Origin of the sequence: Tychonema sp. LEGE 06208, from assembly GCF_015207505.1 — a bacterium.
GTDB lineage: Bacteria > Cyanobacteriota > Cyanobacteriia > Cyanobacteriales > Microcoleaceae > Microcoleus.
The window spans coordinates 13318-25510 of record NZ_JADEWT010000029.1 but is presented as its reverse complement, the minus strand read 5'-3'; the positions used below and the strand labels follow the sequence as shown (position 1 = coordinate 25510).

At 45.6% G+C, this 12193-nt stretch carries 13 protein-coding genes; 10 read left to right on the top strand and 3 right to left on the bottom strand.

Annotated features, from left to right (window positions below):
- The first annotated feature begins 2 nt into the window (after positions 1-2).
- From IQ263_RS10350 to IQ263_RS10340, 3 genes are read left to right on the top strand one after another with little or no spacing between them, the layout of a single operon-like run.
- Entirely contained in the window at positions 3-242 is a 240-nt protein-coding gene (locus IQ263_RS10350) for a hypothetical protein (protein WP_194067343.1), read from the top strand.
- Positions 243-298: 56 nt separating this feature from the next.
- A complete protein-coding gene (locus tag IQ263_RS10345; protein WP_172190858.1) occupies positions 299-571 on the top strand; it encodes a hypothetical protein in 273 nt (90 codons plus the stop codon).
- The gene (locus IQ263_RS10340) at positions 568-933 is read left to right on the top strand and encodes a clan AA aspartic protease (protein ID WP_194067342.1); all 366 of its coding nucleotides are present in this window, start codon (positions 568-570) and stop codon (positions 931-933) included. The genes IQ263_RS10345 and IQ263_RS10340 overlap by 4 nt, the downstream gene beginning before the upstream one ends.
- A 59-nt stretch (positions 934-992) precedes the next feature.
- Here the strand turns inward: IQ263_RS10340 and IQ263_RS10335 are convergent, their stop codons facing one another.
- Positions 993-1154, bottom strand: a complete 162-nt coding sequence (locus tag IQ263_RS10335; RefSeq protein WP_194067341.1) for a hypothetical protein — start codon at positions 1152-1154, stop codon at positions 993-995.
- A 2-nt stretch (positions 1155-1156) separates the two neighbouring features.
- Here IQ263_RS10335 and IQ263_RS10330 point away from each other — a divergent pair, with 2 nt between their 5' ends.
- The 4 genes from IQ263_RS10330 (at position 1157) to IQ263_RS10320 (ending at position 2696) form a co-directional block, all read left to right on the top strand.
- On the top strand, positions 1157-1375 hold the full coding sequence (locus tag IQ263_RS10330) for a hypothetical protein (RefSeq protein ID WP_194067340.1): 219 nt from the start codon (positions 1157-1159) through the stop codon (positions 1373-1375).
- Positions 1372-1641 carry a type II toxin-antitoxin system RelE family toxin gene (locus IQ263_RS30100; protein ID WP_442922484.1) on the top strand — a complete coding sequence of 90 codons (270 nt, stop codon included), beginning with the start codon at positions 1372-1374 and terminating at the stop codon, positions 1639-1641. The genes IQ263_RS10330 and IQ263_RS30100 overlap by 4 nt, the downstream gene beginning before the upstream one ends.
- Positions 1642-1742: 101 nt before the next feature.
- A complete protein-coding gene (locus tag IQ263_RS10325; protein WP_194067339.1) occupies positions 1743-1979 on the top strand; it encodes a type II toxin-antitoxin system Phd/YefM family antitoxin in 237 nt (78 codons plus the stop codon).
- Between the two features lie 327 nt (positions 1980-2306).
- Positions 2307-2696, top strand: a complete 390-nt coding sequence (locus tag IQ263_RS10320; protein WP_194067338.1) for a hypothetical protein — start codon at positions 2307-2309, stop codon at positions 2694-2696.
- A gap of 78 nt (positions 2697-2774) precedes the next feature.
- On the opposite strand, the gene IQ263_RS10315 is transcribed toward IQ263_RS10320, so the two are convergent.
- Positions 2775-5285, bottom strand: coding sequence for an ATP-binding protein (locus IQ263_RS10315; protein ID WP_194067337.1), 2511 nt, complete (start codon positions 5283-5285; stop codon positions 2775-2777).
- Positions 5286-5602: 317 nt separating this feature from the next.
- On the opposite strand from IQ263_RS10315, the gene IQ263_RS10310 reads away from it, so the two are divergent.
- The 3 genes from IQ263_RS10310 (at position 5603) to IQ263_RS10300 (ending at position 10309) form a co-directional block, all read left to right on the top strand.
- A complete protein-coding gene (locus tag IQ263_RS10310) occupies positions 5603-6991 on the top strand; it encodes an AAA family ATPase (protein ID WP_339384833.1) in 1389 nt (462 codons plus the stop codon).
- Positions 6988-7626, top strand: coding sequence for a retron system putative HNH endonuclease (locus IQ263_RS10305; protein WP_194067336.1), 639 nt, complete (start codon positions 6988-6990; stop codon positions 7624-7626). Before IQ263_RS10310 ends, IQ263_RS10305 begins: the two co-directional genes overlap by 4 nt.
- A gap of 652 nt (positions 7627-8278) precedes the next feature.
- Positions 8279-10309, top strand: a complete 2031-nt coding sequence (locus IQ263_RS10300) for a bifunctional serine/threonine-protein kinase/formylglycine-generating enzyme family protein (protein ID WP_194067335.1) — start codon at positions 8279-8281, stop codon at positions 10307-10309.
- Positions 10310-10422: 113 nt separating this feature from the next.
- Here the strand turns inward: IQ263_RS10300 and IQ263_RS10295 are convergent, their stop codons facing one another.
- Positions 10423-12192 carry a DMT family transporter gene (locus tag IQ263_RS10295; protein ID WP_194067334.1) on the bottom strand — a complete coding sequence of 590 codons (1770 nt, stop codon included), beginning with the start codon at positions 12190-12192 and terminating at the stop codon, positions 10423-10425.
- Position 12193 lies beyond the last annotated feature (1 nt).

Here is a 12193-nt window from a genome sequence, read left to right as displayed (position 1 = left end):
CCATGACTGAGTTACTGGAGCGTGCGATCGCTAAGTTGAAAACCTTGTCTGCAAGTGAGCAAGATGCTTTAGCGAAGCCCTCGAAGAGGATCGCCTCAATGATTTTGGAAGAACTTCAAGACGATCTAAAATGGGATCGAGCATTTGCGAGTTCTCCCGATGCTCTTGCCAAACTTGCAGCCTCCGCAATGGCTGAGTATCACGCAGGTAAAACCCAAAAACTCGATCCAGAAACCTTGTGAAGTAGTGAGCTATCATATCCATAACAAGAGCAAGAGTTATAAAAAAGAGGAAATGTATGCAAACAATCCTTTTGAGTCGTGAAGAAGTCGCTCGTCGTGCGAAACATTTGTATGAAAGCACCATCCGCCAAAAAATTGAATTAGAAGAGAATATTGGCAAGATGGTCATCATTGATATAGAAACAGGTGACTACGAAGTTGATAAAACTGGGCTAAAAGCCGCACGTAGTCTGATGGCAAAGCATCCGTATGCTCGACTTTTTGGCATTCGTATTGGTTACAATGTGGCTGCTTCGTTGGGTGGTGTAATGGAGCGTGTCAACAAGTGATTTCTGGTATTGTGACGGATCGGCACGCGATCGTCGCGTTGACGTTTCTCCTCCCAAGCGGCTCTACTTTCCCGATCGAGTTTGTCATAGATACGGGCTTCACTGACTACCTATGTTTGCCACCGGAGGCAGTTACCTTACTGGGGTTGCCGTTTCTGTACGATATGCCTGTAAACTTAGCAGATAACAGTGAAGTCCTAGTAGCAGTTCACGAAGCAATCATCCTTTGGGACGGGGAAGAACGAGAAGTTCGTGTATTTGCTACAGGGCGAAGGCCTCTGATTGGAACTGCTTTGCTGGACGAGCAAGAACTTGTGATTCAGTTCACTGAGGGGGGGTTAGTGACGATTGATGAGTTGTAGTTTCCAACGCTCGATCGCAAAACCCAATACTTTAAAATTACCATTTGGTCGATCGCCATTCAATTCGGTACGATCGCCCTTTTAGTTTCTAGCATTATTTTTTTAGGGAAAGTGCGAGCTTTGGAAAGGTCGATCGCACCCTCGCAAGTTTCGATTCGCTCAACTTGCCAGGAAGAAGCGATAATAAATAATATGCCATTTTTATTGTAAGAGTGTGCCAACTATGACTGAGTTACTTGAGCGTGCGATCGCTAAGTTGAAAACCTTGTCTGCAAGTGAACAAGATGCGATCGCCTCAATGATTTTGGAAGAACTTCAAGACGATCTGAGATGGGATCGAGCATTTGCGAGTTCTCCCGATGTTCTTGCTAAACTTGCAGCCTCCGCAATGGCTGAGTATCACGCAGGTAAAACCCAAGAACTCGATCCAGAAACATTGTGAAGTCTCGTACTACAACCGAATTCCGTACATCTTTTGCCACACTGCCAAAACAAGTTCAAGAGCAAACACGCGAAGCATATCGCCAATTCAAGGAAAACCCAAGTTATCCAAGTCTGCGTTTCAAAAAAGTGCATCCAGAGTTACCAATCTACTCTGCTCGAATTAGCAACAACTATCGAGCCGTTGGTCAGTTGGATGGAGATACCGTGATCTGGTTTTGGGTAGGTTCACACGCAGAGTACGACAGGTTGCTATCTCACTTATAATGGTTATTTCATCTACTTTAGTTTAACTTTATCAGAACGTTCACTGCGGTTGTTGAGAAAGACCATGAAACTGCTTTTGAGCTTTATACTGAGGCATTTTTATGTTGAACGAGACAGTTGATGAAATCCAGCGCGATCCTTCAAAGTATCTGCGTCAAGTGGAAGCAGGTGCAACTTTTGTTATCCTGCTTGCAGATAAGCCGATCGCCGAACTAAGACCTATTTCTAGCAGCAAGCAATTACGACCATTCGGTTTGTGTGCAGGCGAGTTTACCGTTCCAGATGATTTCGACGATCCTTTGCCGGAAGATATCCTCAGTGCATTTGAAGGTAAATGAAGATTCTGCTAGATACGCACATCTTTTTATGGTTCATCAGTGGTGACAGTTATCAACAGATGTTCGAGATGCAATTCGCTATCCAGATAATTATGTAGCAGTTCAGGGTTATTTGCCGTCGCACAACTTAACTTAACCGCTGAAGAGTTTTTAGAGTCTTGGTAACATTAAAGGGAATACTAACCAAACTGCAACTCATCCTAAAAACCATCGAAGGTACCCGCATTACTTGCCAAACCATCCCTTGATGACTCATCATTATGTTGATGATTGTTTCATTCTGATAACTCAATTAATATGCGATCGCTCCTCTTGACTCTAGCTCTCATGTGTTTAGCCACCCCCGCTGTTGCCGCAACCTGCGAAGAAAGCTTTCAAAAAAAGGGAGACTTTTTCAATGGTGCTGCCTTTTCTGCGCGTGTTCAGGTTGAGGGATTATCGATAGAAAGAGCATTTTCCCAATTACGACCCATTTTGGCCCGCGAGAGCATCAGAACGATCAGCACCGATGTGAGCGCAGGTGTAATGAAAGCTGAAAATCCCGCAACAGCATTTCAGCGTGCTTTGCCGATCGATGTTTTTGCCTCAGCCGACGGAAATCTATTAACTGTCGAGATGATCTTTACCATTCCCAGCGGCGTGGGCGCAAGTAGGGATACCGTGAAGCGATACTTGTGCGGTGCGCTAAATCAATTGTTGCCCAAAACTACAAACTAATATTTAACCGTAGATCGATCGCCCTTCTCTTCAAGCTCGATCGCTCTTTTAGTTTCCAGTCTGGCGAACTAAAATTGCTTAAGATTCAGCAGGGATCTGGAATGATGAAATAATCGATTGCCGAATGGGGATCTGAATTACAAACTCAGTGCCTGAGCCAGGTGTAGAAAAACACTTGATTTTACCGCGATGTTTTTCAGTAATGATTTGATAACTAATCGACATTCCCAAACCCGTACCTTTACCGATCGCTTTAGTAGTAAAAAAGGGGTCAAAAATGCGCTGCTTCACTGGGTCTGGCATACCGATTCCGTTATCAGCGATCGCCACCTCCACCCATTGATTGTCGATCGCAGAAGTCCGAATCGTAATCTGGTTTGGGGTATCTTTAAGCTCCTGATAGGAGCGTTTGGTATTCATCTCATCTAGGGCATCCAAAGCATTCACCAAAATATTCATGAATACCTGATTGAGTTGTCCGGGGAAACATTCCACCTTCGGCAATGTGTCATAGTCTTTGATTACTACCACGGCTGGACACTCTGGTTTATCTTTGAGCCGGTGTTGCAAAATCAGCAATGTACTTTCAATTCCCTCATGAATATCAACATCTTTGAAGTCTGCTTCATCCATGCGAGAAAAATTTCGCAACGAGAGAACAATACTGCGAATTCGATCGGTGCCTACCTTCATAGATGAAATTATCTTTTGGATATCTTCTGTGAGGAATTCCAAATCAATTTCCTCTGCCATTGCTTGCACGTCTGGATCGTTGCTGGGATGGCGCTGTTGATAGAGTTCGATCATCTGCAGCAGATCTTGGGTGTATTCGTCCAGGTAGGTGAGATTACCGTGGATGAAGTTGACCGGGTTATTGATTTCATGGGCAATTCCCGCAACCAACTGTCCCAAGCTAGACATTTTTTCGCTTTGGATAACTTGCATCTGAGCTTTTTGCAGTTCGTTGAGGGTCGTCTCCAGTTCTTTAGCTTGTGCAGTGGAGGAGATTGCTAGTTCTTCGATCGCAGCAACCTGGGGCAGACTTGTCCAGCAAGCAATTGCCACCCCCACAAATGCCAGCGTCATCAACACAATAATCAGCAGATAGGGATTGTTGGTTCCGGCTTCTACCCGCAGCCAGGATCTGATCAGCCAACTGATCGTCGCTGTACCACAAATCAGCGCGATCAACATTGCAACCTGAAACACTATAAAATCTTCGTTTTTAGGAGGAATTACTGGCTTGGTATGGAGTCGATCCCACCACGGTAAGTGCAAAGGTGCCCAAGGAATCCGCCGAATTGCCGCGTCGATCGCGATCGCTGCTAACGGCAACAGCAATCCGAGACCAAAATCCATCCATCCCCAGGCAACACCACCCACCACCAGGGAAATGAACTCCACCACCAGTAATGCTAAGGATAGTCGCCCCCAACGCACGACTGGATCGTTGCGCTGCATCCACAGCCCCAAGTGGAACCCCATGATAGAAATGAAAAAACTCACCCCTGACACCACGACAATTCGAGTGGTGTTGCCCCAGACTAAAAATCCTAAACTACAGATAAAGGTTAGCAGCAGGGCGGGTTCTAGGGAACCCCGACGGGACACTGCACCAAACACTGGAGACAACAGCCCATCCTGCGCGAGTTGGAAAAGGATGCGGGGCGTATTGCAAACGCTAGTGGCAGATCCCAACAAACAGCTAGCAGCAACCAGCAAAGTGACTATGACAGGGGCAGCGTCTCCCCAGAAAGGCTTGGCAGCCACCAAGAAATTGCCGTACAAATTGCCTTCTAAACCGGAAGCGGTTGCCAACTGCACCAACACTAAAGTGCCACCGACAAACACCAGAGGCATGAACCAGGCAACCCAAGACAGGGCCTTGAGGGTGTCTTTTGGGTGGAGACTGTCTGCTACAAAGGATGAAGCTGTGTCACAGCCATAGAAGCTATAAGCGGCAAACAAGTACCATTTCAGCCAGTCCTGGACACTGATGGCATCAATGCTGCTGGGCAAGAGTCCGGGGCTTTGGGGCGCAAAGGCAAGCCAGCCTAAACCCTGAACGCAGAAGAGGAGTAAAAAGCCGATCGAAGGAAAGACAAAAAAGAGGTGCAGAATGGCGACGGCGCGGGTGCCACTGAATGCTAAAAAGTAAGCGATCGCAGTAAAACCGATCTCAAACACTTTTTCTGGAATACTCAGCCCCATCGGTTCTAAATGGAATTGGATCAAATCTGTGATGACGATCGCATTAATGGTCGGAAAGGAAACCCACCCCAAGAAGTAGGCAATCCCCAAGTAGCGGGAAAGGGCAGGGTAACGATCGAGCAGTCGCGTAATGTAATTGGGTGTTCCCCCAGATATATCTGGATATTTCTCACCCAAACTCTGAACTTGAAGGTTAAACAGAATTCCGACGATCGCACCAGGAATCCAGACCAACAGCGATGCCGAGCCAATTTCTGCTTGCATCGACGGCGCTAAGGTAAACCACATAAGATATCCAACTACACTAAACCCCCAAGCTTCCGCAGAGGACATGGTGCGCCGGAGGCGATTCAGAAATGGCAAGCGATCTATTTCCATAACCAGTAAATCGGGGTAATCGTGTTGTGATACAAGTGTAATTTCCACAATCAAGAAAAAAACAAATACCTAGTGTTTCCTTCTAGAAATGAAAATTCTCAGCTCGATCTGATGTAGCGATGAAAGATTGAGGCAATCAGTTGAGGTTGCCAGCGATCGTAATACTCAATACCAAATACTTCAAAATTACCAGTGAATCAAGCGCCATTCAATGAGCGTGCGTTAGCGAAGCTTGCAGAAGAGGATCGCTCTCTTAGTTTCTAGTCCGATCGTTCTTTTTTGTGAGACATATAGATATCCTATAATTAAAGCTGTTGGTGTCGTACTACAATGATTTCTATGCTACAAATTACAAGCTGAATACCGAGCGACAGTGGGACATTACCATGAGAATTGACCGACTAGAAATCGAAAACTTCAAGAAATTTTCAGACTATACTCTTGACTTGCATCCCCAATTTACCTTGCTAGTTGGGGACAATGGCACAGGTAAAACGACGATCCTCGATGCTTTGGCGATCGCGGCTGGAATTTGGCTGGTCAACTCCCCCGACACAACCCTCAACAATAGCCGCCGTAACATTCTTCCCTCAGAAATTCGCTTAGAAGCCATCGAATCCGGCACCATCACCCAATTTATAGAACGAAAACCCGTCCAGATTAAAGCGATCGGCACGATTAACAGTCAGCCAGTCCAATGGCTCAGACAAATCAAAACTAACGGCTCTAGAACCTCCAACACAGCCAAACAAGCTCTAGAAATTATCTCCACTTTATTTCAACAGGTTGAAGCAGGCGAAAAAATTTGGCTACCCATCATCGCCTACTACGGAGCAGGTCGAGCTTGGCTACCCTCCAACCAACGTGACCCCAAAGCAACTACCCATACCAGCCCCGCCCGCCGTTGGGATGCCTTCTATGACTGCTTTGAAGAACGGATTAGAATCGCCGATCTCCATACTTGGTTCCTGAAAGAAGCGATCGCTTCGGTCAATCGACAGGGACAAATGCGCCCTGGTTACAACGTGGTAAAGTTTGCTATTTTGCATTGTATTCCCAACGCAGATGACCTATGGTTTGATCCAGAGCGATCGGAAATTGTTGTTTCCATCCAAGGCAACCCCCAACCCTTTAGTAACCTTAGTGCAGGTCAAAAAATGATGGTAGGTCTAATTGCCGATATTGCCATCAAAATCGTTACTCAAAATGCCTCTTTCCTATCAGAATATATATCTATTCAAGAATTGCCTCTGATTTTGCAAGAAACACCAGGGCTAGTCTTAATTGATGAAATAGATGTACATCTCCATCCGAAATGGCAACGTCAAGTTGTGAATGACCTCACCAAAACCTTCCCCTCAATCCAGTTTGTTTGCACTTCCCATTCGCCGCTTGTTATTGGTGAAGTCGAAGCAAGCTGTATTAGAAACCTCGAACGTGATGAAGAAACTGGCAAAGTTGTTTCTACAATTCCCTTAGAATCTTATGGTCTTGATGCCAACCGAATACTAGAGGAGCAGATGGGATCGTCAGAACGTAATCAAGAGGTCGCAGACAAGCTTCACGCTCTTTTTAGACTAATTGATAATGAGAATTTTGATGGTGCACGTAAAGCTATGATTCCCATTGGTGAAAAAATTGGACACCAAGCTCCTGAGATTACTCAAGCTCGATCGCTGATTAAATTCTTAGAAGGTAATGAATGAGAAATATCCAGAAAAAGACCGAACCAACGTCGTTGACACAGCATCGCTGCAATACAAATACTGACTATGATAACTATGCCGAAAAAGATGACCTGAGAGCAAGTCTGGTGAGCGAGCAAAGAGGAATTTGCTGTTACTGTATGCAACGGATTTGTCCTGACTCAGAAAACATGAAAATTGAACACTGGCAAAGCCAAGATATATACCCTCAGAGACAGCTAGAATACAATAATCTCCTTGGGGCTTGTCGAGGAGGAGAAGGGCAAAAGAAAGATCAACAGCACTGTGACACAAAAAAAGGAAATCTCGATCTAACTTTTAACCCTGCCAATCCATCTCATAACGTCGAAGGTAAAATACGTTTCTTGGGAGACGGTACAGTTGAATCAAATGATCTCCAATTTAATAAAGAAATCAAGGAAGTCTTGAATTTGAATGAAGGTGCGTTGGTTCGTAATCGTAAAGGAGTATTAGAAGCCTTTCGCCAAGGATTGATTCAAAAACACCCCTCTGATGCAGATATACGAAAAGCACTACGCAAGTGGAATGGCGATAATGGAGCAGAACTCGAACCATTTTGCCAGGTTGTTGTTTATTATCTTCGTAAAAAGATTGCGAAAATGAAATCAAAATAACTTCTGAATGAACTTTTCAAAATGCGATCGAAGATCTCCTCCCAGAACCGATCGCCATTAGAGGGAGGAGGACGCATCATTCTGTCAGCATGGCACCGAGGGAGAGACAAAACAGATGCTACACGTTGGCTTTGCCAAATCGTTGCAGAATGTTAAATAAATTTTCTTGTGTTTGATGAGAATGATTAGACTGAAACTATAGCAGTTCTCAGTAACATAAGGTACGCCTCTAGATGAGTCGATACAGATTCTGAACGATCGTAATGAATATGTACCAGATGGCAATCGAAATATCAACGAACATTTTGTCAGGCATCCCTCAAATTATAAGCTGCGGGTCAAGTTGGTTGCAAATTGCAGTGAGTGCGTTGCGAAAATAGGTCGATCGACCTAATATTTTTTACTTTCAAATCGATTTCTCATAACTCTTGTGGGGAGTAGGGGTTAGGCATCCTGCCCGCCATAAAGCTTAACATTCTGCCCGCCTGAAACGTTAATTTTGAATAAAGGACAAAGGACAGTTGACAAATTGCGATCGCTCCCCGAGCAGGCATAAAAGATATATGATAATCTTTTACAAATTTTTACGGCTCCATGAGGAACCCGAAAAGATATATCATTATCTTAACCGGATCATTTCTTCCCCAAGGATATGTTCTACTGCTCAAATCCAAGGTGCTCTAATCCTTTCAATCCCGACAACTCTAAATTTTGTCAAAGTTGCGGCGAATCAGACCTCACGCCTCTCTTCAGAAACCGCTACCGCGTGATTCGACTGTTGGGCGAAGGGGGATTTGGCAGAACTTATGAAGCGGTAGATACCGATCGCATGGACGATTCCTGCGTCATCAAGCAGTTTTCCCCCCAAGTTCAGGGAACATCAGCACTTCAAAAGGCTACAGAACTGTTTAAGCAAGAAGCGAAACGGCTTTACGAACTCGGCGAACATCCCCAAATCCCTCGATTAATTGCTTATTTTGAACAAGACAAGCGGCTTTATTTAGTACAAGAGTTGATTGAGGGGCAAAATTTACTGGCTGAATTAACTCAGCAGGGCGCTTTTAACGAAGAAAAAATTTGGCAGTTACTGGCAGATATTTTACCGATTCTGAAATTTGTGCACGATCGCCATGTCATTCACCGAGACATCAAACTTGAGAATATCATCCGCCGCCGCACCTCAGCCAGCTCATCCATGCCAAAAGCTGCAAATTTTCGCAATTCTGCTTTCCGCAGAGGAGGGCGGGGAGAATTAGTTTTGATTGATTTCGGCGTTTCCAAACAAGTGACGGGCTCGCTGATGAGCAAAGTCGGCACCACCGTAGGAACGCCCGGATATTCGCCGATGGAACAAATGCGGGGTCAAGTTTTCCCCGGAAGCGATTTATATAGTTTGGGGATAACTTGTCTCAGACTGCTAACTAAATGTTTGCCACAAGTTGACGGTTCCGATGACCTTTACGATCCGATTAACGGCGGCTGGATTTGGAGAGAACGCTTACCAGCCGGCACAAAAATCAGCAGCGAATTGGCAATAATTTTAGATAAATTAATTCAAGATTATCTCAAAAATAGATATCAATCGGCTGATGAAGTAATCAAAGCTTTAAATCTCTATTCTCTACCTCCCCCACCTCACTGTGGTAAGGGCGGACAACTTACTTTAAATTATCCTCAGCCCAAGGCAGCTCTACCTCCGCTCAATGCTTATTTGACCGAAATTGAACAACTTGCTCTCAATAGTCAGAGCCAGCAAAGCCGACAAATCAACAGCAATATCTCTGTTAATCCGAGTGGAAAATTCCACACCAATCCGCCTCCCAACAAGGGATCGCAAAGTATTGCTACTGTCAAAAGTACCTTTGAATTTCAGGTAGTTACAGTAGACAATCGCGGGCAGCAAACTAATCTTAACAGCCGCAAAGCGCGTTTTTTTGAAGAACATATCGGCAGCGGTACAGTCATGGAAATGGTATCTGTTCCTGGCGGTACTTTCCTGATGGGCAGCCAAAAAGATCGGGGTGACAGCGACGAAAAACCACAGCATTCAGTAACTTTAGCTGCTTTCTATATTGGTAAATTTCCAGTCACTCAGTCGCAATGGACTGCTGTTGCAGCGCTGCCGGAAATTAAAATGTTTCTCAATCCTGAGCCTTCCCGTTTTAAAGGTGTAAATCGACCGATTGAAAATGTATCTTGGTACGAAGCGGTGGAGTTTTGCGCTAGACTTTCTCACAAAACTGGTAAGAAGTATAGCTTGCCTAGCGAGGCGCAGTGGGAATATGCTTGCCGGGGGCAAACTATGACGGCGTTTCACTTTGGGGAAACGATTACTAGCGAGTTAGCAAATTACAACGGAAATGCTAATTATGCTGATGCGCCGAAGGGAGTTTATCGATTTCAAACTACAGATGTTGGCAGTTTTAAACCAAATGCTTTCGGATTGTACGATTTCCACGGCAATGTATGGGAATGGTGCGCGGATGCTTGGCACAGTAATTATAAAGGTGCGCCTGTTGATGGCAGTGTTTGGGAGTCTGGCGGCGACTATTCGCTGAGGTTGTTACGGGGGGGTTCTTGGAACGATCGCCCTCCGAATTGTCGCAGCGCGTGCCGTCTCAGATATCAGCCGGATTGTAAGGCTAGTATTGTAGGTTTTCGTGTGGTTGTTTCTGTTGTTTGATATTGTGTTGGCTTCTATTTTAAACACCCTAAAACAAGTTCGATGGTTCGGATTTTAGTCCTTAAAATCCTAGGACTAAAGTCCGAACTACAAACACCAGTTTCTACCTTAGCTTAATTAGCTTTCTTCTGAGGAGCCATCATGCGTTCTACACTCATAGCAGCCACGCTCAATGTCACTACAGCCATGCCAATAATTGCCAAAGGCTGCAACTTCTCATTGATAATGACAAACCCGAAGAGTGCGGTCATCGCCGGCCCCAAAGTGCCAATTACGGAGGCTAAGGCCGCCCCGGCAAACCGGATAGCAAAATTGTTCAAAAGATAGCTAAACAGCGTCAGCACCCCTAAAATAACGCCTCCAAAAATCAAACCGGGCCATACATTTGGGTCGATTTTAGGAGCTAAATTTTCCGAGAGCGGCACCCACAAACTCAGGGCGGAAAATACAAAAATCGTGGCGAAATTAACTAAACTAAAAGGAATCGGGTGCAGCTTGCCCGCGGCCATTTGCGTCAGCAATACGTAACCTGCAAAGGTAATGCCAGCACCGAGTGCCGCGGCGACTCCCACCCCGACATTGCCGCCGCCGGGAGCTGGCGCTGCAAAACTCGGCCAGCCGGCTAAAATCAAACCTGCGGTAATTCCGCAGATTGCCAAAAAGCCGATCGTGCTTGGGCGAGCGCCAAACAAGATCCAAGAACCGAGTACGGTGACGATCGGGTAAATAAAGAAAATCGTAATCGCAATTCCCGCCGGAATATTGCCGATCGCCAAATAAATCAAAACCTGAGACAAAAACAGAAAAAATGCGCTTCCTAAAACCTTGCTCCACAAAGCGCGATCGCCCGACTGGAACAACCGCCTAATATCTTTCCACACAGAAGGATACAGAAAAGTTGCCAATATTGGCATCAAAGCCATCACCACGATCAGCCGCATCAACAAAATCAACAAAGAATTGCCAAAACCAGGAGTTACAACTCCCGGAACTTCAAACAAGCCAAAAATCATCCGAGGATTTCTGCTTTTAATCAAAATTCTCAAACAAACATTAAACAGCGACAATACCACCGCCGAAGACAAAGCCAGCATCAAACCTGCTTGCACTTGAGAACCGGCTTTAGCAATTGCTGCAGAACCTGAAGAAGGCTGCGACACAGAGTCCCGCGGCGCATCCACAGGTGCTGGCGCTATAGCTGGGGGGCGGACAGAATTAGCTGATACTTCGGGATAGGAATCTCTAGGGTCGAAAGGATTGTCAAGATATTCTTCTTCTTCTTGTTCGAGTTCTTCCCTGATGCGGTTTACAAGATTTTGTAACAGCTCTTCCCCTTGCCGCTCTAGGGTTTGCATATTATTGAGCCGCATGGAAAGCTCGCTTTCATAGCTGCTCAAATCTTGTTCGAGCATCTGGAAACTGCGATCGATCCTTTGATCCAGCGCCGCCAGCAACTCCGAGGCCCGTTCGTCGTAGTTGCTCGGCGGCATCGGTATCGGGAATTCGCCACTGGGAATCGGGCTGCTGAGAGAATGTCCCGAGTTAGCACTGAGTTCGCTGAACCGCTGCACCAACAAATCCTGCAAATTGTGAGCCAAAACTTGAGCCAACTGCTTCAGCCACAATTGTTGCTGCTGAATGTATCGCCCAGACAGAGATTCCATTTGCTGGGACTGCAATTTGCGATATTGCTCTCTGAGGTCTTCAATATCGTCAATCAGGTTATTTTTTTCACTTTCGAGCCGAGTAATGTCCTGATTTAACTGGCCTTTGACATTTTGGTGCAAAGCGTCCAGTTCCTGAATCACTGAGTGGAGGACTTCCTCTGCTGACTGTGCATCCCCTGGGTCGTCTTTTGACGAGTATACGTTGCGCTGCGCCATT

Coding starts and splice junctions, on each gene's coding strand:
- IQ263_RS10350 (WP_194067343.1), top strand. CDS start 3: ATGACTGAGTTACTGGAGCGTGCGATCGCTAAGTTGAAAACCTTGTCT.
- IQ263_RS10345 (WP_172190858.1), top strand. CDS start 299: ATGCAAACAATCCTTTTGAGTCGTGAAGAAGTCGCTCGTCGTGCGAAA.
- IQ263_RS10330 (WP_194067340.1), top strand. CDS start 1,157: ATGACTGAGTTACTTGAGCGTGCGATCGCTAAGTTGAAAACCTTGTCT.
- IQ263_RS10325 (WP_194067339.1), top strand. CDS start 1,743: ATGTTGAACGAGACAGTTGATGAAATCCAGCGCGATCCTTCAAAGTAT.
- IQ263_RS10320 (WP_194067338.1), top strand. CDS start 2,307: ATGTGTTTAGCCACCCCCGCTGTTGCCGCAACCTGCGAAGAAAGCTTT.
- IQ263_RS10315 (WP_194067337.1), bottom strand. CDS start 5,285: ATGGAAATAGATCGCTTGCCATTTCTGAATCGCCTCCGGCGCACCATG.
- IQ263_RS10305 (WP_194067336.1), top strand. CDS start 6,988: ATGAGAAATATCCAGAAAAAGACCGAACCAACGTCGTTGACACAGCAT.
- IQ263_RS10300 (WP_194067335.1), top strand. CDS start 8,279: ATGTTCTACTGCTCAAATCCAAGGTGCTCTAATCCTTTCAATCCCGAC.
- IQ263_RS10295 (WP_194067334.1), bottom strand. CDS start 12,192: ATGGCGCAGCGCAACGTATACTCGTCAAAAGACGACCCAGGGGATGCA.